This is a genomic window from Paenibacillus sp. JT31N11, from assembly GCF_056269285.1.
In genome coordinates, this window is sequence record NZ_JBWDNQ010000014.1 from 1 (window position 1) to 21490 (window position 21490).

Consider the following 21490-nt stretch of genomic DNA (forward strand, 5'->3'; position numbering starts at 1 on the left):
GCAGACCATTGTGGTAGCGATTGATTTTAACAAGCTGGGGATGACACCATCCGATGTGGAGAACCTTTCCCAACGCGGTGTCAAGTCTGCGCAAATCTTCATCACGATGCTACCTATTCTGATTGTCTATCCGTTTCTTCAGAAGTTTTTCGTCAAGGGAATATTGCTGGGCGCCGTAAAAGAGTAGCGCAGCGATAACTAAATAACCTTGATAACGAACGCATTCGTTTGGGCAATATGAAGGGTTGATTCGCTCTCCCATGATCGAAAGGCGGTATTAGACCATGCTGCATGAAAATAAAGATGAAAGTCAGCGACAATCGTCGTTTTCTGTCCAAGGAAGACTGCAGCCTTTTCTTTTTGGCTGGAGATCTATCTGAGCAATCGGGCGAATGCAGCAACGAGACGACTGCTCAAATGGCTGTTCTGCACTAATATTCGGCGCAATTCATCCCGATTAAATCCTGCGGGGAAAGGATGAGATTATTGCACCACAACCGTTGGCTCAACTACGACAAGGAGGCATCGGGCAAAATTAGTACGCCTTCTGAAGAATCATCGATCAGACTCGTAATTTCAAGTAAGCTTGCTTTTATCCGTTTATGAGAGCAAAAGTGAAAAGAGGACCGCAAACGGCCCTCTTTTCACTTTATCGCATTGACAGATGTTATTCTATATGCAATTATTTCTGTGCCAGACGTTTCTGATACTCGGCATCCATCTCGGCGATAATCTGTTGGTACGTACCGTCCTGCTTGAGTTGGTCGACATACTTATCCCAGTCATTGAGCGTAATTTTACCGATAATGACTTGCGTCTTCATATCGGCAATTTTCTTCGTATAATCAGCGCCCATCTTCTGATCCGTCTCGGAAACCAGGCCAATCGTCGGGTCGCCGATCGAAACCTTGGAACGGTCCTGAGCAATTTTCATATTCCGTTCGTAAATCTCTTTCGGCATACCGGCGGCATACTGCCACAGATCGACGACTGGCGTACTGAACATTTTGCCCCAAGAACCGGTTCCTACGCTGTCAGCCACAGCCTTGTCGGTAGCAATCTTAAGACCATCTACAACATTGTAATGGACATCCTTAATGCCATACAGCGTCAGATCCAAGCCCTCCCCGCCGGAGCCATAATCGATGAATTTCAAGATCGCCTTCATTTTTTCTTCCGATACGGATTTCGGGATTGCGAGCACCCCATTCATGCCAGAGCCTTGCTCAACGATCGTCTTTTCTCCAGCATGGGGACTTAACGATGTGATCGGCGTCCAATTCACATTCGGATCTTTTTTCCATTGATCCATCGTATAGCGAAATAACGCTTCAGGCGTTTCAAAGGTAACTCCGGATCTACCGCTTGTGGCGAGCTCCCAGTATTGTGTTTCCTTAAGTACAGGGAAGTCTTGCGGAATAAGTCCCTCTTGGTACAATTTAAGTTCGAACGCTAAGGCTTCTCTCATTTCCGGCTCAAGTGTCATATCAACGAGTTTGCCGTTCTTGTCTTTCCACTTGCCGACTGTACCAGTGAAAACGTCTTCAATGAAACTGAGCCCGCGGGTTGTATATCCGGTCGTATCTTTCTTGCCGTCCGGGGCATTATCCTTAAAAGCTTTCATGGCCGTATACAGTTCATCCAAGTTCTCCGGCATCTTCAATCCCAGCTTATCGAGCCAGTCCTTGCGGATAGAAGCGAACGCGCCGCCATCCAGGGGACGCCCTGCCGGAACGGCATAAAATTTGCCGTCGATCTTCGTATTGTTCCATACCTTCGCGTCCAAGGCCATCAGGTTCGGGAAGTTTTTAACATATGGGGTGATATCCCAGAACGCTCCTTGCTTCACCATCTGGCGGAATAGAGATGTTGTGACGCTTGGGATCTTGATAAGATCGGGAATATCGCCGGCGGCCAAGGCTACATTAACTCTGTCTGCGTAGTCCCCACCGGGTATCCATTGAACCGACAACTTCGTGTTTGTCTTCTTCTCGAATTCCTTCAATACCGGGTTATCAGGCGACGGGGGCTGCGCAATCGTGTAGTCAACCATAATTTTGATATCAGTGGGCATGCTTGATGTTTTCCCCTCATCATTTGTTGAAGCTGTATTTACCGTGGTGGTGGGCGACGAAGAAGAACATGCTGTGGCAACCGTCGCTAATACGACGATCATACAAGCGAAGAGTACCGCATACTTGCGACAGATACGGTTATTGCTGATTTTCATACAAACTCATCTCCTAATGATTGTTTTACTGCTATTTGTAGAAATTGCTGGCAAGTCGGTGTCTGAGAATCCCTTTTTTCTGATTGTCCCCCGCCTAACAATGGGGGAGCGGTCCGCTAGAAGCCAGCAGCAACACCGGATCACGATCCGTTTTCCTTCCCAGTCGTGGCTCTATAAACAGGCAGCGGCGAGTCCGCCTGCTTCTTGGCATTTAATGCGGACAATGGGACTCTCCGAACAGTTACACCACCCAGCCGGCCTCCCGAACTTTCTTTTCATAGTAGGCACTGTCTAGATTTAAGCCGAACCCCGGCGCGGAAGGCAAGGTTACGAGTCCATCCAGAATGGAATAGCCGGACGTATCGATGCCCGGAATTTGTGCTTCGTCCCACTCTACGAACATAAAGCCATCAATCGCTGGATACGCTTGAGCCGAAGCAAAATTGCCATAAAAGCCGCCATAATTGTGAGGTGCCGCTCGAACCCCGCTTTTGGCAAGCCGTTCGGCTAACTTGAGCCAATTGACAATACCATAGTCCTTCAAATCATATTGAATCGCATCGATTAAACCCTGCTCGGCCCATTCAATAATTGGCTTTGCGGCCAAGCCTTCACCGTCAGCGATAAGAACATCCAGCTTCTGCTCGGACAACCATTCCTTCAAATTGCGGTACAGGCAGTTATCCTCGTGGAACGCCTCTTCCACCCACAGCAGGTTAGACTCCGCCGTCTCCATCAGCACATGTTTGGTCAAGTTCAAGTTATAGCCGTTGTTGGCGTCAATCGAGATGTTGCAGGCCGACCCGACTACATCCCGAATGCCGTTGACGATGGCGATATCCCGCTTCGTTCCTACCTTCATATCCATATGCATTGCCCCGCGGCCAACCTTGATTTTAAAACCGCGGAAGCCCTCGTTGTAACCCTGCATCGCCTCCTCCTGCAGCAAGCGAACTGCATCCGCTTCCGTGCTCAGATGGAGATCATCGAAGTACAAGGACGTATCGTAGCAAGGTACTGCTAGTGGGGTAGCCCCCCTTATGCCTGTCAGCAGTTCATAGACCGGCATATTTCTGATGTTACCGAGCCAGTCGAATAGTGGGAATTGCAAGTTCTGAAATCGGTCATGAATCCACTGCTCCTCGGAGAAGATGTCACCAACTGGGACGCCGATCAGAGCGTTCGCTTCTTCCCGAGTAATCCTAGACCAGCCGAAGCCAGATTTGCCACCAATCATGATGCGAACGAGAGGGAAGCTTACCTCTTTGCCATGGACTCCGAGGCGTGCATTGCAGCCTGCAAGTCGGCGGCGCTCCCCTTTCATCAGTACTTGCTCGATGCGCTGGATGCGCCAACTGGAATCTAAATCTGTAAATCGCTTCATTGTTTATATACTCCTCCCTATAGTTGCGTGCGGCTCGCTCAACCTTTAACTGAACCTAACATAACACCTTTGGTAAAATGCTTTTGCAATAACGGGTACACGCACAAGATCGGCAGCGTCGACACGACAACTGCGGCCATTTTAATCGTCTGCGTTGGAATTTGTTTATCGGACGCCATCTCCATGGCAGTCGCTCCACCTACCGCGGTATCGGAATCGACGAGCATGTTGCGCAGGACAATCTGCAAGGGTACTTTGGTGAAATCGTTAATATAAAGCACGGCACTGAAGAATGTATTCCAGTAAGCTACGGCATAGAATAGTCCGAAAGCAGCGAGCGATGCGGTGGAAAGTGGAATAATAATTCGAAAAAAAATACTCAAATCGTTGCAACCATCGATCATTGCCGCCTCCTCAAGCTCAACAGGAATGCTGTCAAAAAAGCTCTTCATCAGAATCACATACCAACCGCTAGTCAGCACCGGAATAATAAGCGACCAGACGTTGTTGATGAGACCAAGGTCACGCACTAATAAATAGAGAGGGATAATGCCCGGACTAAACAAGATTGTGAACATCACCATGAATAACAATAGCTTCCTTCCGTGCAACCGCTTCCTGGACAAACCGAAGGAGAAGGCGGATGTCACGATCAGACTCGATACGGTTCCAACGGATGCCAGAAATGCGCTGACCCCAGTAGCCTTTATAAAGGCCGGAGTGGACAGCAAGTATTGGTACGCGCTTATGCTCCACTTGCTTGGGAACAGCACGAAGCCATATTTCTCTATATACTCGCCGGGATCGGTGAAAGAAACGATAAACACATAGTACAAAGGGAACAAAGTCAAGATGCCCACCACGACCAACAGCGTGATGTTTACTGAACGAAATATGCGGTCTCCCAAACTTTCTCTCATAGGTTGATCCTCTCCTAATAAACGCCCTCTTCGCCGAATCGCTTCGCTATCCAGTTCGCTCCAATGACAAGCGTCAACCCAATCAACGATTTGAATAAGCCGACGGCCGTCGTGTAACTGAACTGACCTTGTTGAATACCATTGCGATATACATACGTTTCGAACACGTCGGCTACATTCGCCACCGCGCCGTTTGACATTAAGAACACTTGCTCGAAGCCGACATCCATAATGTGTCCCAATCGTAATATGAGCAAAATAATAATGACATTACGGATACCCGGCAGCGTGATGTGCCACATTTGCCTCAATCGGCTCGCACCGTCGATCTTAGCCGCTTCATACTGTTGTGAATCGATCCCCGTCATTGCCGCGAGGAAAATAATCGTACCCCAGCCAGTATCCTTCCATATATTTTGCCCGGTAAGCAGCCCCCAGAAGTAAGTCTCGCTCGTGAGGAACGGCACCTTCGAAAAGCCCGTATATTCCAGCAATAGGTTGATTATGCCATTCGATTGAGACAGCAGCAGGAAGGTAATGCCGGCGATGATGACCCATGATAAAAAGTGTGGCAAGTATACGATAGATTGTATCGTACGTTTCAAATATTTGTTTCCGACTTCATTCATACATAGGGACAGCACAATTGGCAGCGGAAAGAAGAAGACCAAGCTGAGTAAACTAATCATCATTGTGTTACGCAGTAGCATGTAGAAGCTCGGATTCGTAAAAAAGCGATGAAAATGCTCGAAGCCAACCCAGGTACTCTTCAGCACGCCCATATAGGGCGAATAGTCTTGAAAGGCGATGACAATACCCCACATTGGGTAATACTTAAAAATCAGAAAGTAAAGAATACCCGGTAGCACTAACAAATACAAATATTTGTCACGTCTTAGATCGGACCAAAGCGTAGTTAATCGATGATTCATTTCCTTTCACCCCCTCACTAGTTCAATTGCCCTCAATATAAATCACCTTCACTGATAGTACAATATCAATAAATTTTCGCGATTCCTGGTCCAAATTTCCGGTCATCGTCTTTTTTTGCCCACACTCGCAAAGAGCCCTCCGATACTTCGGAAGGGCTCTAATCGTGCTACTGCTGTACATGCTTTTCTCGATATTGCCGGGGGGTGATCCCATCAGTCTTCTTAAACAGTCGGATTAAGTGGGATGGCTGATAATGCAGCATTTCGGCAATATCGTTCACTCTCAGGTCGGTCGTAACTAGTAGCTCTTTGCACTTCTCCATCCGAAGCCGAATAATCGTATCAATAAAGTTGGTACCGCTTATTTGCCGGAACACCTTGCTAAGCTTAGAGGAACTCATCTGCAGTTGCTCCGCATACGCTTCAAGTGATATGTCCTTCAAAATATCTTCCCGAATCTGCAGAAGAAGCTTGTCGATTAACTCTCGCAGCTGACTATCGTAGGCGATTGATAATGACTTGTTACATGGCCGAATTAGCTTGTATTGAAACCAATCTATAATCTGATCCGGCTCAGTGAGCTGCATCAGTTGCTCATACAGATGAGCGCCTTCGTAAACGCCGCATAAGTTGACATTATGCTTGATGATCATGTCATGGAGTGCGCCAAGAAGCTTCATCATCCCCTGGTGCACCATGATTTCAGTGCTGTTGTTATTCTGCAGTTCCACCATGAACTGTCTAATGAGACGAACGGCTTCATCCTCAAGCCCAATGCTGACCGTATGCACAATTTCTCTCTCTAACTCAGCAGGGAACTGCTTCTGACTGATCGTCTCCATCATGAATTGGTTCATATCCAACAGCTGGTTGGAAGTATGCAAGTTCCGAAAACGCAGCGCCTTACGTGTTTGCTCCAACACCTTAGGCACCTCCACGATAGAATCGGTTATTTTACTGGTGACGATTGTGACCCTCAGCCTCAATACATTGTTGACTGTTGCGATGTAGTCGTGGGCTAGCTTATGAAGCGAAGCTTTCATCTCCTCATTCGTATCGTGATTGTCCAACACTATCAATACACCCACAGATAAATCTTGAAAGTTGATGACATGAACCACGCTCCACTTCTCGGAACACAGCTCCAGCGCAATATTGGAAGCGGCGAAGGTGATCAACTGTTCATCCCGCTCTGAGAATCTTCCGATCAACTCTGAGACGCCGTGCAGCTGCGCAACCATTATTCCAAACCGTTTATGCTCGACATCCCATTCCAACTGCTTCATTTTGTCGATGAGCTCCGACTCCGTATGGGTGTACAGATGCCCCTGTAACAATTGCAATAAAAAACTCTCACGTAATGCTGGAATCGATTGTTTAAGTCGCGTTGAGAGCCGCTGAATAGGAGCATATATTTTGTTGGAGGCGACCCACGACAACAGCAATCCGATCGTTAATCCCAATAAACCGATCCAAAGAATAAGTCGGGACAACGAGGTTACTGGGGCCGTGACTTGAGACAGCGGGGTTGCAGAGACGATCGTCCACTTACTGCCTAGCTTGGAAATAGTCCCGTAGGATACGATATACGTCTGTTTATGCCAATCCAGCTTGAATTTATTGTTTTCGAATCTATTCTGCTTAATTTGGACTTTTAATTCTCCCACAAGTGACTCCTTATCAGGTCCGATGGCATTACCTTGGGGGGGCGTTAAATTAACGTCATTCTCGTTATAAAGAAATGCAGTTCCCTGGCCGAAAGAGAGTTTCTTCACCATTGCATTCAATTTGTCCTGATTCAAATAAATGAGGAAAGCGCCGAAGGATCCATACATCTGTCCTCCCGGAAGCTTAAGAATAATCGCTTTATTGTCCGATTCCGGTACAGAAAACCTCGGTAGCGAATAGTCCCAATAGATCGTCTGTTCTCGATCCAACAAAGAGCGGAGCCTCTTACGGTATTCGTCTGATTGGATCGACCGGAAGCCGTACTTGTCTCCAATAAGCTTATCCGCATCACGCAAATATAAGATTACACTATCGATAAGCGAATTCGATTCCGTAATCAATGAGAATGATTTCATCAGTTCATTAGTCCCCGCAAACTCCTGGATAAAGTCGATTTCGTTCAATGACTCGTCGTAATCGTGGTCGAAAGCAAGCCTTACTACAGAATGCTCCAAATTAGTTAAATAATCATTCAATTGCTGAATCGAGAGGTTGAGCTGATTTTGATGCGCCCTGGTCATTTCCGTTTCGATTCGCGGCGTCCCCACATAATAAATAAGGACACCGATAATAACGGTGGGGATGCAAGTAATGAGCAAGGTGATGCCCATATTTCTCCAAAAAATACTTCCCCTTCCCCATAGGATCCAAGTCGTCATCCGAGATTTTCTCCCCCTCTCTTTCATATACAGCAAACAAATTCGTAATTTTTTTACTTTCTTTTTATTGATCAAGACTGGGGATAATGCCTTTGAGACATGGAAGTGTATACCTCCAGGAGCGGCATGGAGATAGCCTCTACCTCTATTTCTAATGCCTTCATGTTGCCTAAGTCGTGCACCTTCTTATCTTTCAACCCTTAACAACAAGGCAGCTCTCATCAATATAGAGCTAACGATCTCCGATAGCGTGGATCGATGACAAACAATGTCGTCATGAATAAATCCGTGTTCTTATCGCTTATTGGGTCTTATCGGCAGTGAGCCGGCGCGTTGACACACGAAAACACCTGGAGTAAGGACTTTTGTTGGCCCGGCGGCTGTTGTTCTAGCCCTTAACTGATCCGAGCATCACGCCTTTGGCAAAATGCTTCTGCAGAAACGGATATATGACCAGAATCGGAAGTGTCGCAAATACGATGACAGCCATCCTAATCGTCAGCGGTTGTATTTCCGATTCATCGAAGCTGGTGTCTCCGATCCGGCTTTGTGACATAATCACAATTTCGCGAAGCAGCACCTGAACCGGCCATTTATGGCTATCATTGATATACATGATGGCGCTAAAAAATTGATTCCAGTTCGTAACCGCATAAAACATACCAAAGGTAGCCATGGCGGGCATCGACAGCGGGAGTACGATTCGAAATAATACGCCGACATCGCTGCAACCGTCAATTCGGGCGGAATCCTCCAGTCCGTCAGGAATTTGCTGAAAGAAATTTTTCAGCACGATCAGGTTAAACGCGCTGATGGCACTAGGAATCATCAACGCCCAATACGAGTTGGTCATTCCCATTGCATTGACAATAAAATAAGTCGGAATCATCCCCCCGCTGAACAGCATCGTAAACAAAACGGCCATTAAGATCGTTTGACGTCCACGCAAGGTTTTGTGCGCCAGCGGATAGGCCATCAGTGAAGTAAGCATTAGGTTAATGAATGTGCCGACGATTGTTGTGCAAACGGACACGAGCAGGCTGCGAAGCAAGGTAGAGGTCGAAAATATATATTTATATGCGGATAACGAAAATTCCTTTGGAAATAGGATGAAACCACCCTTGGTCATCTCATGTGGGCTTGTGAACGAAACGGCTACAATATAAATAAAAGGAAGAATTGCCACAAAACCGATCAGGGCAAGCAGCGTGTAGTTGATACTGTCAAATAGGGTATTACCCATCGTGCGATCCTGATTCAACGCTTCCACCCTCCTGTCATCGTCATCCTAATAAATTCCTTCCTCGCCGGATTTCCTGGCGAGCCAATTGGCTCCTACGACAAGCGCAAATCCGATAATCGATTTGAACAAGCCCACGGCGGCGCTATAGCCGTATTGCGCTTCCGTCAAGCCTTTTACATAAACGTAGGTGTCGAACACTTCCCCCACTTCCCGATTTGTAGACGTCAGCATCAGAAAAATGTGTTCAAAACCGGAATCCAGAAACGTACCGAGACGAAGAATCAGTAAAATCACAATCGTGCCGCGGATCGCCGGCAGTGTAATATGCCAAAGCTGCCTCCAGCGGTTCGCCCCGTCCATCCTAGCGGCCTCATACAATTGCAAATCGACTCCCGACAGCGCAGCCAGAAAAATGATCGTTCCCCAACCAGCCTCCTTCCAAATCGATTGGGTGACAATCATCGTCCGAAACCATTCCGGCTCCAGCAGGAAGGCGATTTTGTGGCCGGTCAACATAAATAACAGATCATTTAAAACGCCGCCTTCGGTCGTAAACAAAATATAAAAGACACCCACAACGACGACCCACGAAACAAAGTGGGGAATATAAACCAGTGTCTGAACAACACGCTTGAAGCGCTCTCTTCTGACTTCATTAAGCATTAACGCCAGCACAATCGGCACTGGAAAAAAAAAGACCAAATTGTACATGGCAAGCAGCGCTGTATTGCGGAATAAATTCCAAAATTGCTGCTCTGTGAATAAACGCTCGAAATGCTTGAATCCTACCCAGTCGCTGCCCCAGATGCCGGAAAACGGCTTGTAATCCTGAAAAGCCATTAGCAGTCCATACATCGGTACATATTTAAAAATAAAAAAATATACTATTCCTGGAATCATCATGAAATACATCCACTTATCCCGAATCAGCTCCCGCATCAGAGGACGGTTGCCCATATGTTTTCCTCCTGTCCTTTAGTTGAAAAAAGATGGCACCGCTTGAGCTTGACTACCAGTCGGTGCCAGTTTGCAACCGGGAACAGCTACATAGCCAAAACCTGCGCCCAGTAAGAGGGATCGACTGGTATACCGTTGCGCATGTTTTCTTTTCTTGTCTGAAGTACACCCTGACCCGGATAATAGACGTTGCCGTTCTCCTTGATCGGCGCGGACCCGATCACATCGTCAATTATCGCGTTAACAACTTGTGGGATCGCCTGACTATCTTTAAACTTCGACAAATCGAAGGCAATAAATGTTTGCGACACATTTTTTTCACAATTCAGCTTCCCTATATCAAGGGACGAGTTGCCTCCGGATAAAACCGAAACGATCAAATCAAGCACAAGCGAGAACCCGGAACCTTTCCAATATCCGATAGGCAATGGACGTTGGGAGCGTATAATGGCTGCGGGGTCTCTCGACAATTTGCCCGTCTCATCGTAACCGCCGTCCACACTCAGCGGCCTACCTTTTTGCGCATAGGATTCAAGCTTGCCATAGGAGAACATCGACATGGCCATGTCCAGCACGACATGTCCTTCCTGGCGAGGTACAGCCAAAACAATGGGATTGTTGCCCAGCTTACTTTCGGCTGCCCCCCACGGCGGCATATTCGGTATCGTATTCGTCCAGCATATCCCGATGCATCCCGCCTCGGCGGCTTGCCAGCCGTATGTGCCCGCACGCATCCAGTGGTTTGTATTACGAATCGCCACACACCCGATTCCGTTGGTACGGGACAATTCAACCGCACGGTTCATACTGAAGTGAGCATTCAGGTTGCCTGGGCCGCTATTCCCGTCCCATCTTTCCATAGCACCGTATTGTCCTATCTTTACCGGTTGTCCATGGGGATTAATGTCACTATCAAGAATGTTGCGGATAAACCGAGGGAATCTGTTGAGCCCGTGCGAATACACCCCGTCTCTGCTCGCCTCTGCAAACAGCGTCGCGCAAAGATCCGCCCGGGCAGCCGTAAATCCTATGCTAAGCAGCACTCTGAAAAGCTCCGAATACAGCCGGTCATACGTCACTCTCTCCATAGCAGATTCAGCTCCTTTATCTGGTAGAAAACTAAATGTCCCAACCAGGCAGTAGATGCTTCGTGTTATGTAGCATCTCGTCAAACATCCTTCTGGCATCGTCCACTCCGATTTGAACAACCAGAGGATCGTTCAGGAACGCTTTAAAAGCCAGCTCTTTGTCTTTTGCTAGGGCCGCTTTTAGAATCGTCTCTTGATTCAGCACATGTCCCAGAACGAGATGCTGCAGCTCCTCTGGAAGTTTTCCAGATACGATTGGACTTACTCCCTGCTTTCGAAACAGCGCGTTCGTCTCCACCACCGCGCCAGCGGGAATCCCCTCATATTGGCCTTTATTTGGCAAATTCACATTGCTGACTAAATCCTCCAGACCGAGCAGAGCTTTAATTTGGCGCATGCCTTCTTCACCTGACTTTTCCAGGGACATCCGCTCTTCTCCGCTCTCCAATTTCCGTCTCGTTTCCAGTCTCGCCTCAAGCTGTCTCTTGCGCCACGGCACGGAGGTTAGGGCAAATTGCCATTTTTCCGCGGTTTTAGAGTCTTTCAGGTACCAGGCTGGCGGCAGCGCTTCGGCCAGATGCCGGTCGCCCGCGGCAGCAATGACTCCATACCGTCTGAACAAATCGAATTTCACTCTGTTTTTGGAGCCGAAGGCTTGTCTGTCTAACTCGCTTCTCTCTTTATCCTTTTTCGTTTCATAGCCGGTTTCATAATATTTATCCACGAATTCTTTATATACGGGGAACAAATCGATTCCCTGATAGGTTGCACTGTCAATCCAAGTAAAATGGTTGACTCCCAGTATATTTACTTTGATATCTTCTCGCTGTACGTTCTCGATCCCCCTTAATTCGCGCAGCATATCCGCCATCAGCAACTGCGAGCTAAATACTTCGTGACAGTTGCCGAATGCCTTGATCCCAGGAAAGACCTTGTAAAGCACACGGGTGCAAAGCGTCATAGGGTTTGTGAAATTAATGACCCATGCTTCCGGACAGTACTGCTTGATTTTCATAGCGTAATCGGTGTAGATTGGAATCGTTCTAAGCGCCCTTATCAACCCACCTGGGCCTACCGTATCAGCCACAGACTGATAAATGCCGTATTTCTCCGGTGTATGCACATCCGATGCCATGTCGTCAAATGTGCCCGGCAGGATGGACATAATGACAAAGTCGGCACCTGTCAACGCTTCTTCGATCGTACGCACGGCTTCATAGTTCCATTTCGCTTTAACTTCGTCGCGCTCCAGCAACGTATTGCCTATACGTGCATTGCTTTCAGCCGCAGCGAAATCGATATCATACAACCTCATTGTACCCGACATACTCGCTTCGTCCGCTAGATCACTCATCAAACCCCATGCCCAATAACGGGAGCCGCCACCGATATAAGCGATCGTCACTTGGGATGCTTTGTTAGATAAATATTGGATTGTCATGGTAGAGTTCCTCTCCTCTGTCGTATTCGTCATCTATTATTTAGCAAGCTTCGCGTAGGATTCCTCATATTCCTTAATAAGCTGGTCTCCTCCCGCCTTGCGCCATTTCTCGACTTCGGCGTCCCAGCCGGCCTCTTCGATTTTGCCCATAATAAACATCGTTTTGGCATCAGTCAACATCTGCTCCAGCTCTTTTCCTCGCTCGCTGAATGTTTTGGAGGACAAGGTAAGAGCCGGATTATGGATCGCATACTTCAAATTTTCGATTTCCATTTTGGCTCCTTTTTCCCCTAGCTGGTCCTGCTTCAACTCGGGGATATTATAACCATCCAAATTCAGTAAATTGTCACGGTAAGGCTTGATTTCCCGGTTAAAAGCTGTCAAATCCGTATATTCCACTTTTCCGTCAGGTAGTTTTTTATAATGCACATCTTCGATGCCCATGCGCTGCAAAAGAGACATTGGTTCATCCATCAGTTTGTCAAGGAACTCCAATATTTTCTTTAGCTCGGCTTCGGTTTTGACAAAAGCTTTCGGAATAACCAGCATCCCATTATACCCAGGTTCTCCGGCAATGCGGATGCCTTGCGGACCTTCAAAATTGAATATTTCCATTTTTCCGTCCGGCACATTTTTGACCAGACGGTCCTGATGGTTAATGGCGCTAGTTGCGGCAACCTGAAGCCGCATGCCGAGACGGCCCGAATCCACCATGGCGTCCGCGTCCGCCGCATCCAGAACTGGGAAATCCTGATTAATCAGATTTTCCGCAAACAATCGTCTGAAAAGCTTCAATGTGTCCATGTATTCCTTGGTAAGAAATTCCGGGGTGAATTTCCCGCTTGCATCCACCGCCCACTTATTGGGAGCGCCCTGACTTACAGCGATTAGCGTCAATATAATATTCATTCTGGTTTTATCGAGCACAGCGCCATATACGTTGGGCCTGCCGGTCTTGTCCAAATCACTTTGGGAAATCGCTTTAATGACGTTATACCATTCATCAAATGTCTTCGGTGGCTGCAGGTTCAGCTTGTCAAACAAATCCTTACGGTATACGACTACTGAACGGCCAATATTGCGAAATACTGGAAGGCTGTACTGTTTTCCATCGACCAGGACATTATCATAAAATTGCTGGTCCTGGGCCGCCAAATTTTTATAATCCTTCAAATAAGGTCCGATTTCCCAAAATTGATTGGATTGTATGGCGCTTACGATCGTTGGCACATAGTTGACTCTAAGCACCTTGGGAAGATCCCCCGATGCAATCATAATATTGATCTTGTCATCAAAAGCGGACTGCGGAATCCATTGAATACTAAGCTTCGTATTCGTGTAAGCTTCGACTGCCTGATCAAAGGCATTGCCTCTGGCTGGGATATCGTTTACCTGCTGCAGTCCGATCGTAATCGGGAACGGCGCCGCATCACCTGCTTCTTTCCCCCCCGCGTCATTACCGCATCCAGCGACTATACCAGCCAGCAGAAACGCAGTACTCGCTATGAGGATAATGCGTTTAAAAACCATTTCTCGATCTCCTCCTTTCATATGTTAAATCTGTCATCATCATAGTCCCGCTTACGAAAACAAACCATGCACTGCATTCAACTTATTTGAAAACACTTGGTGCGTCTGCGTTGATCTCGAAGCTATCAGCTTTTTGCAACCAGCAATCAGCTTTTCTCTACTACGGTGCATCGATGCCAGAAAACCAGAGTATGCAAAAAACCAAGCTTCCGATTCGCCCGGGCTTGGTTTTTGCTGTCTTTGCCACAATTATTGTTTAAAAAGTTGATCCTTATACTGGCCTGGCGTCACGCCTACTTTTTTACGAAATGTCCGGATAAATGCGGTCGTGTTCCTGTAGTTTAATTTCTCGGCGATTTCCGCTACTTTCATCCCCGTCTGTTCCAGCCACGATTTTGCCATATTCATTCTGTAATCGGCTACATAATCGCTAAAGTTCACCCCAAGCTCTTTTTTGAAAACCCGACTTAAATAAACCGGGTGGAAATTCAAAATAGTCCCGCACGATTCAAGCGATAAATCCTGATCGAATCGCTCATGAACGATTTTCACCATCTCGTTGGCAATGTTAATGTATTGCGACTCCGCCTGCTGTTTCATATAACAGGTGACGGGCTTAAGTAAATCGTGATGAAACCACTCCGTAATTTCATCCAGCGTATTGAGCTTCATGAAGGTTTCGATGGAAGCGTGCTCACCCATCATCTTATTGATAGAAATGCCTTGTTCTCGAATAAATTGGAGGATTTTAGACACAAAAAGGAGCAAATGAAACTGAAATTCACTAAAAGCGATATCGTTTTCGATCACTGTGGCATTATAGTCGCGTAGAATCCGACCGATTTTATCCGAGTCGCCTGTTTTGACCGCCATTAGCAATTGGTCCTCCAATAGCCTGAAGCTGGCGTAAACGGCAACCTCCATATCGCGGCCAGCTTCGATATCCTCATAATGAACAATAATCTCATTGCCCAGACTGATTCTGCATTTAAGAGCAGACAGGCTTTCCCGGTAGGCCTCCATTATTCCCGTGCATGTATCGAAAGGTCTGCTAATTCCAACGCTCACCGACAATTGCAAATATTTCTTGACATGATACTGAATTCTTTCCGCTATCCCATAGATATGATCTTTCAATAGGGCTGGGTCTTCCAAATCGCTCATCACCAAGGTCACCTGAGACTGCTCAAGTAAAATCGGGCTGAATCGCTCCTGTTGGGCAATCAACTCGCCAGTTATATTATTAATAGAGAATAAAAGCAATTCTTTATCGTGAATACGATATCGGGTACCTTGCAGCGTATCGATCTGGACCGCAAGAACAGCCAGCCTCTCCCATTCGCCGGAAAACCCGTATAGCCGCGATTTGTATTTAAAATCTGCCTCCGAAACCGGTTCCGTAAACAACTTGAGCACAAAATATTCCCGCAATGAAGTAAAATGTCCACGAACCTGCTGCTCCAATTCCTCACCGGTGTGGAATAGCGTACGGAAGCGTTCCTCAATCACAACAAATTCGTCCGTCCTCTTCTTCTCATGATCCCCAGTATGCGGCTCGTTCATAAATTCGAACAACCGCCGTATCGGTGAATACATACGGCGACTGCCGTAAAAAGCTGTTAGTGTTACTACGCCCATCGTGAGCACGCATACCAGCAGCGTCGCTAATGCGATTTTTTTTGATTGCTGGGTAATATCTCCGATCGAGACCATCGATACGTAAATCCAGCCATTCTTGGGCGAAACGCGGTATGTGACGCCAACTTTCTGATGATCGCTCGTGGCATTAAAAAAACCCTGATCTTGTTCCGTTTCCCTAATCCGTTTGACAACAGTTTGATTGATCTCCTTCTCCGAATCTTCGATATCGGACAAAAACGGATGACCGCTCGGGTCCAGGACATTAATCGTCCCGAGTTTTACATTTTGGGTCAGTAGGCTGGCCACTTCGCTTTTTAAAATATCGATTACAAACATCTCTTTAGGTTGGATCACAGTCGAAAAAAAAGGAATTTTCAGTACCATCCGGATCACAGGAGGGGGAAGGGACGTTTCCTCAGGCTGCGAAGCGTTAGCTAGGGGACCGCTTGTGACCAAAAATAGATTTTCTGGATAGGCCGCAAAGGAGGCAAATGCATCCTTATATATAAAGTCGCTAAATTTCCGAAAGCCCTTGTTGCCAATCATCCAGTCATGGTCCAAATTGACCAAATAGATATCGCTGATGCCTGAAAACGTTTGCAAGTTATAAAGCCCTGTTGTGAGGTCGTTTATTTGGACAAAGTTGTCGGGTGTCAGCAGCTCGTTTTGACTTCGCACAACCATGGGTAAATTAATATACTGGATAGCCGATAATTCCAACGTTTTCAGCACTTCCTCAATTCTGAGCTGGGTTTGTAGCAGTATTTGCATGTTGCCTTCCTTCACCTTGTCTCCGATGTCTCCGGACGCGATCAGATAAGAAATCAATCCAATACATATAGTTGGGATTGCCCCGATCATCAAGCCGAAGCTAAGCAGGCGAAATAAATATTTAGGCACTTTGCGAGTCCTCGCTTTCACAACGCAGCTTGGTGAAAATTCCCTTCAGCAGCAGTATAGCAAACCAAGAAGATTTTTCAATGCTCGGCAAGAATCATAATAAAAAAAATGAATCTAATAGAACATAGATTATTAATTGTACCGAATGTAAGGAGATGTCTGTCGTTCTTCCCGGTATCCTTTGCGGATAGCTATCCCAATGTCCTCATGGGGTAACAGACTTTTGACAAGCTTGTCCTAGTTCGGTTGACTACACGGTGTCGGTCTTGTAGAGCTTCGTCACGAAATACGGTCTGCTGTAATGCGCAAATGATGAGTTTCCTCCAGAGTTTCGCATTTAGTGGATCGTGGTTGTACGAGCAAAAACAGATTCTACCTACGTATCAAGCATCTTTGTCCCAATACACAGCCCTTATTGCGGGTCTCCGATAGTTATCTTTTGTTTAATAGAAAAAAAGAGCATCTGCCAAGGCATGCTGCTCCACCGATGTCCTGTCCGCATTGGAACGAACAACAATTACTACATGTCTTCTTCCGAACGATTGGTTGCCGGTGGATGAGTGATGGAAATGGCCGATATTTCTTTTCTTCACTCCAGAGTCATGTCAATTTCAAGTGCTGAGAGAGTATTCCAGCTGTTCTAAGTTTTTTGCCCCGATAATCGGTGCCGTAATCGCCAGGTGTGACATAACCCATGAAACAGCGAAAGTCGTAAGATGAATCCCTTGTTCTTTGGCACAGGCGCTGAAACGGTCTGCCACTTCAAAGTTCATCTGATCCGCATAGCTGGCTGTATAAATTTTTTGCTCGATTAAACGTCCTTGCTCTGGTTTACGATTGAGCCCGTACTTACGATTGTGCGCTAGTCCATCCGCATCATCTCCAATTTTTGTATTATATTTAGTTTACCTGATTCAATAAACAAACAATAGCAAGAAGTCCGATATTGAGCAATAGTACGAGAAGCACTTTATGATAGGACCTGACAAAATCCCTGGCCCCTGGTGTGATAACCAAACGAAAAAGGCGTCCCTTCCGAAGAAAGAAAAACTTGAAAAAGCGCGATTTCACCCGGAACAGGTCACGGCTTGGCTAGAACAGACGGCAGACCACTTCTTCCCACTGGATCCAACAGCGCATAAGTGCATAGTGAACAAGCTGCAAACAGTAGAACCGCTTTATGATATCGAACCCTTCCTTCAACTTCTCATCCGAAAGCGACAAAAGGAACTGCCCCTCCCACATACGAGCGACCCTAACGTCCATTACCGTGAAGTTGTGGAGAAGGCTTTGCTGTATATCACCGCCCATTATCATACTCCTTTCTCTATCACCGACATTTGCCAGCAGGTGAACGTCACTCCGAATTATTTCAGCTCGATTTTCAAAAAGGAAATCGGCATCAATTACACCGATTACTTGACCAACTTCCGCATGATGCAGGCAAAACGGCTGTTAACCGACACCACCCTGCTGGTGCAGAAGATCGCGGAGAAAATCGGAATCCCCGATTACAACTATTTTACACGGCTGTTCCGTCGAACCGTTGGCTGCAGCCCCAGCGCTTATCGTAAAGGATGCTAGGTGAAAGGTAAACTCGGCTTAACTAGGAAAGTTCCAGGTTAGCGTTTCCCCTGTACTAGGAACCCGTTAAAGAATCAATACTTCGCTATCATTAAATGCGGTTATTAACCAGGACTTTAATTCGGTAATATGGACTGTGTTGCAAAAAATAAAATGATTTTCTTACTCTTAGAGTATAAGGAATTTATGCAGTCGACCCAAGATATTTATTAAACACATCCACATCAGAAAGAACAGGCGATTTTTCAACCTGTTCTTTCTTTACGTATAAAAGGCTTAAATTCTGACTATTGTTTTCTCAGGTTTGTACCAGCGAAGCTAATTCTAGGGGCAAACTCCTGTAAATAAATGTTATTTACTGGTTTTGCAGTAATGTTTTCACAGTCCTCTTGAATGAATAGTCTACATTGATTGTAGTCTTATCTGTTTAAGCGGCACGATTGTCGAAACGGCATGCAAGGGTCGGTTACGTCAAGTGATCCGAGAGGATGATGCCCTCATATACATACCTGTCGTCATAGCCAAAGAAATACGCGAATGGCTCGATTCACTAACATCCGCCGTCTTCTTTATTTTTGGCGTTATAGAAGAGGTAAACATACCTTCATTCTCCAGCAGTCTTCCTTGTTGAGAGCGGCCTCTCGGTTAGTCCACGTTCGGAGTCACTGTGAAGTTATCGATCAGTGTTTCACTGAAATAGCTTCTTACCCCCACTTTACCATGCGTGAATGCTGTGCTGCTCCGATCTGTATAATTGATCAGAGGCCTATCCATGTTACCTACATAGATTTTGATATTGGCTCCTTTCACCACTGCTTTCATATGATGCCAGGAATCAGTGATGCCGCTGAGCGGAGCAGCGGTTAAATATTCAAAATTATAATTGAACTTAGCCAAGTGTACACCATCCTCTGTCAGATATGCCGCATAACCTTGCATGAAGTCGGCATTATTTTGTCCCCAGTCGTTTCCGCTGGCAGGATTGTTTACTCGCATCAGTATGCCGGCATTGGAGGGGTTCGCGGTCTCTCGAGAAAGCTTGATATCCGTCTCCAAAGTATAATCCGACCAGTTACTGTCACCGAAAACTGATTTCGCATAGCCTCCTGCCTCAGCCTTATACATGCCTTGTATCGGTATGGCAGGGTCGTTGTGGAAACGGAAGCTGTAGAAATCAAACTCGCCGGTGACAATTTCAACTTTGATCGTATGTTGACCAGCAGGAAGGGTGAAGCCTTCTCTGGTCAATGTCGACCATACGTCAAATCCACCGGTATTCGGGACATCGATTACTCCCGTAAGGTCAGTCTCATCATCAAGCCACAGTCTCACCTGACTGCTCTCCATGGCAGTCGCGACCCTCAAGTCAAGATTATACGTACCGGCTTCGAAGACATTCACATTATATTTTAGCCATTCGCCGGTCTGATTCCATCCCGTTGTGTATCCTTGAGGGTGATTACGGATGTCGACAGCATCTTTTCGATATTGACGGCCGATATTCTCGTCTGTATTGTCATGGTACGCGACACCTTCCCCTCCCAAATTGTAATCCACAGCAAGTACAGTTCCTGGAAGAGGCTTATATTCATTGAATGTAAAGAACGAAAGGCTGTCGAGATCGTATTCACCTTCGACGATTTCAACCTTTATTGTATGCTCACCTTTCGGCAGAGAGATGTCGCCGAGCTTGACATTGCGCCACGCATCGCCATCGCCAGTCTTGGGGATCTCAACTGCACCTGTCAAATCGGTCGTTTCGTCCAACCATAATCGGATCTTACCACCGTCCACGGCTTTAGCAATCCGAACATTGACGTCATACGTACCTTCCTCGGTGAAATCGACATTATATTTCAACCACTCCCCCGTCTGGTTCCATCCTACGTTCCAACCGCCTTCTGGATTGATGCGGATGTCAACAGCATCATTCCGGTACTGGCCGCCGATGTTCTCGGAAGTATTGTCATGGAACCCGGCACCTTCACCGCCTGTATTGTAGTGAACGGCTTCAATTATACCTGGAAGTGTTTTATGCATATCGAATGAAGTGAACTTTAACCTTGCGAAGTCAAACTCACCTTTGACGGTTTCAAGCTTGAGCGTATGTTTTCCTTCTGGCAAGTAGAAACCCTGAGCGGATACTGTTTGCCATTTGTCCCAATCCCCTGTATTTGGGATGTTTAGGATACCCGTCAAATCCGTCTCGTCTCCCAACCATAGCCGGGTTTGAGCTCCATTAAATGTTGTAGCCGCCGTTAACTCGAAATTGTACATGCCGGCCTTCTTAATGTCCACATTGTACTTGAGCCATTCCCCGGTCTGATTCCATCCGACGTTCAACCCATTGAAGGTATTGGTACGAATATCGACTGCATCACCCCGATATACACCGCCAATATTTTCAGGCGTCGTATCGTAATAAGCGACATTTTGACCGCCGGTATTATAAAAAGGTGCTTCAATAATACCAGGAATCGGCTTGAGATTATCAAATGCGGTTAACTCGCCCGTATCTATCTGCCAATTCTGATCAAACTTCGTCCAATCGGTATCGGTGCCATCATTGAAATTTTGCGATACCGGTATCGTTGCAGCGGATCGCTTAAATTTGAAGACTGAGATATCGAACTTCCCGCCGGCAGCCATCAACTTGAGTTTTTGTTCTCCCGGGGTCAGTTCGACCCCTTTAATGAGCAGATTATCCCACTTGGAAGCCCCACCGGTTGACTTGACTAGCACATTTTTTTTCACTTTATCCGAACCGCTGAACTCGATCTTCAATCGGGCATTGTCCTTAGCTGCATATCTTACAACCATGTCATAAATCCCAGCCTCAGCGACATTCACGTTATAAAGCAGAGAGTCGCCCGATTTGAATGACGCAACATGATAGCCACCCTCCGGATTAACGGTCATTCCCATATCATCGTCATGGTCATGTTTTCCTTCGCGACTGAAATGAATAGCCTGAATCTCTCCCGGTATAGGCTTATAAGAAGAATTGGCGCTGCTGCCGCCCACCGTGTTGCTGAAAGCGACATAACCGAACTCCGCATGCGTGTCGGAGGTTGTATATCCGACCTTGCCGCCAGCGAGTTTACCAATCGCGCGAGTCTGTTTCAGCATATCATCAACATAAATGCGATAATTGGAATCCTCTTTCTCAACCCGGATCTGATGCAACTTGTTATATCTCCTATTTCTTGCATTTGAAGATAAAAGATCCACCATTCCATAACGTATAAGAACA

The 21490-nt window shown here is 46.6% G+C and carries 14 protein-coding genes and 1 pseudogene; 2 read left to right on the plus strand and 13 right to left on the minus strand.

From position 1 onward, the window contains the following. Positions 1-187 (plus strand): annotated as a pseudogene (locus AC0YNV_RS31670) (carbohydrate ABC transporter permease); the annotation flags it as partial. A gap of 495 nt (positions 188-682) precedes the next feature. On the opposite strand, the gene AC0YNV_RS31675 reads toward AC0YNV_RS31670, so the two are convergent. The 12 genes from AC0YNV_RS31675 to AC0YNV_RS31730 form a co-directional block, all read right to left on the minus strand. Beyond that, entirely contained in the window at positions 683-2230 is a 1548-nt protein-coding gene (locus AC0YNV_RS31675; RefSeq protein WP_475771591.1) for an extracellular solute-binding protein, read from the minus strand. Between the two features lie 241 nt (positions 2231-2471). After that, on the minus strand, positions 2472-3614 hold the full coding sequence (locus AC0YNV_RS31680; RefSeq protein WP_475771592.1) for an enolase C-terminal domain-like protein: 1143 nt from the start codon (positions 3612-3614) through the stop codon (positions 2472-2474). Between the two features lie 38 nt (positions 3615-3652). Continuing rightward, on the minus strand, positions 3653-4534 hold the full coding sequence (locus AC0YNV_RS31685; protein WP_475771593.1) for a carbohydrate ABC transporter permease: 882 nt from the start codon (positions 4532-4534) through the stop codon (positions 3653-3655). 14 nt (positions 4535-4548) lie between these two features. Then, positions 4549-5466, minus strand: coding sequence for an ABC transporter permease (locus tag AC0YNV_RS31690; RefSeq protein WP_475771594.1), 918 nt, complete (start codon positions 5464-5466; stop codon positions 4549-4551). Positions 5467-5633: 167 nt separating this feature from the next. Next, a complete protein-coding gene (locus tag AC0YNV_RS31695) occupies positions 5634-7853 on the minus strand; it encodes a helix-turn-helix transcriptional regulator (RefSeq protein ID WP_475771595.1) in 2220 nt (739 codons plus the stop codon). A 388-nt stretch (positions 7854-8241) separates the two neighbouring features. After that, positions 8242-9114: a carbohydrate ABC transporter permease gene (locus AC0YNV_RS31700; protein ID WP_475771596.1), complete on the minus strand. Its 873-nt coding sequence runs from the start codon at positions 9112-9114 to the stop codon at positions 8242-8244. A gap of 27 nt (positions 9115-9141) precedes the next feature. After that, positions 9142-10053 carry an ABC transporter permease gene (locus tag AC0YNV_RS31705; RefSeq protein ID WP_475771597.1) on the minus strand — a complete coding sequence of 304 codons (912 nt, stop codon included), beginning with the start codon at positions 10051-10053 and terminating at the stop codon, positions 9142-9144. A gap of 86 nt (positions 10054-10139) precedes the next feature. Beyond that, positions 10140-11141, minus strand: a complete 1002-nt coding sequence (yiaK, locus tag AC0YNV_RS31710) for a 3-dehydro-L-gulonate 2-dehydrogenase (protein ID WP_475771598.1) — start codon at positions 11139-11141, stop codon at positions 10140-10142. A 31-nt stretch (positions 11142-11172) separates the two neighbouring features. Further along, positions 11173-12582 (minus strand): family 4 glycosyl hydrolase, encoded by a 1410-nt coding sequence (locus tag AC0YNV_RS31715; RefSeq protein ID WP_475771599.1) that lies wholly within the window; start codon positions 12580-12582, stop codon positions 11173-11175. A gap of 36 nt (positions 12583-12618) precedes the next feature. Then, positions 12619-14112, minus strand: coding sequence for an extracellular solute-binding protein (locus AC0YNV_RS31720; protein ID WP_475771600.1), 1494 nt, complete (start codon positions 14110-14112; stop codon positions 12619-12621). Between the two features lie 249 nt (positions 14113-14361). After that, on the minus strand, positions 14362-16539 hold the full coding sequence (locus AC0YNV_RS31725; RefSeq protein WP_475771601.1) for a helix-turn-helix domain-containing protein: 2178 nt from the start codon (positions 16537-16539) through the stop codon (positions 14362-14364). Positions 16540-17264: 725 nt separating this feature from the next. Next, complete coding sequence (locus AC0YNV_RS31730; protein WP_475771602.1) at positions 17265-17426, minus strand: aldo/keto reductase; 162 nt, start codon at positions 17424-17426, stop codon at positions 17265-17267. A 199-nt stretch (positions 17427-17625) separates the two neighbouring features. On the opposite strand from AC0YNV_RS31730, the gene AC0YNV_RS31735 reads away from it, so the two are divergent. Next, complete coding sequence (locus AC0YNV_RS31735; protein ID WP_475771603.1) at positions 17626-18237, plus strand: helix-turn-helix transcriptional regulator; 612 nt, start codon at positions 17626-17628, stop codon at positions 18235-18237. Between the two features lie 645 nt (positions 18238-18882). Here the strand turns inward: AC0YNV_RS31735 and AC0YNV_RS31740 are convergent. Continuing rightward, complete coding sequence (locus AC0YNV_RS31740; RefSeq protein ID WP_475771604.1) at positions 18883-21423, minus strand: carbohydrate-binding protein; 2541 nt, start codon at positions 21421-21423, stop codon at positions 18883-18885. Positions 21424-21490 lie beyond the last annotated feature (67 nt).

Coding starts and splice junctions, on each gene's coding strand:
- AC0YNV_RS31675 (WP_475771591.1), bottom strand. CDS start 2,230: ATGAAAATCAGCAATAACCGTATCTGTCGCAAGTATGCGGTACTCTTC.
- AC0YNV_RS31680 (WP_475771592.1), bottom strand. CDS start 3,614: ATGAAGCGATTTACAGATTTAGATTCCAGTTGGCGCATCCAGCGCATC.
- AC0YNV_RS31685 (WP_475771593.1), bottom strand. CDS start 4,534: ATGAGAGAAAGTTTGGGAGACCGCATATTTCGTTCAGTAAACATCACG.
- AC0YNV_RS31690 (WP_475771594.1), bottom strand. CDS start 5,466: ATGAATCATCGATTAACTACGCTTTGGTCCGATCTAAGACGTGACAAA.
- AC0YNV_RS31695 (WP_475771595.1), bottom strand. CDS start 7,853: ATGACGACTTGGATCCTATGGGGAAGGGGAAGTATTTTTTGGAGAAAT.
- AC0YNV_RS31705 (WP_475771597.1), bottom strand. CDS start 10,053: ATGGGCAACCGTCCTCTGATGCGGGAGCTGATTCGGGATAAGTGGATG.
- yiaK (WP_475771598.1), bottom strand. CDS start 11,141: ATGGAGAGAGTGACGTATGACCGGCTGTATTCGGAGCTTTTCAGAGTG.
- AC0YNV_RS31715 (WP_475771599.1), bottom strand. CDS start 12,582: ATGACAATCCAATATTTATCTAACAAAGCATCCCAAGTGACGATCGCT.
- AC0YNV_RS31720 (WP_475771600.1), bottom strand. CDS start 14,112: ATGGTTTTTAAACGCATTATCCTCATAGCGAGTACTGCGTTTCTGCTG.
- AC0YNV_RS31730 (WP_475771602.1), bottom strand. CDS start 17,426: ATGAACTTTGAAGTGGCAGACCGTTTCAGCGCCTGTGCCAAAGAACAA.
- AC0YNV_RS31735 (WP_475771603.1), top strand. CDS start 17,626: ATGATAGGACCTGACAAAATCCCTGGCCCCTGGTGTGATAACCAAACG.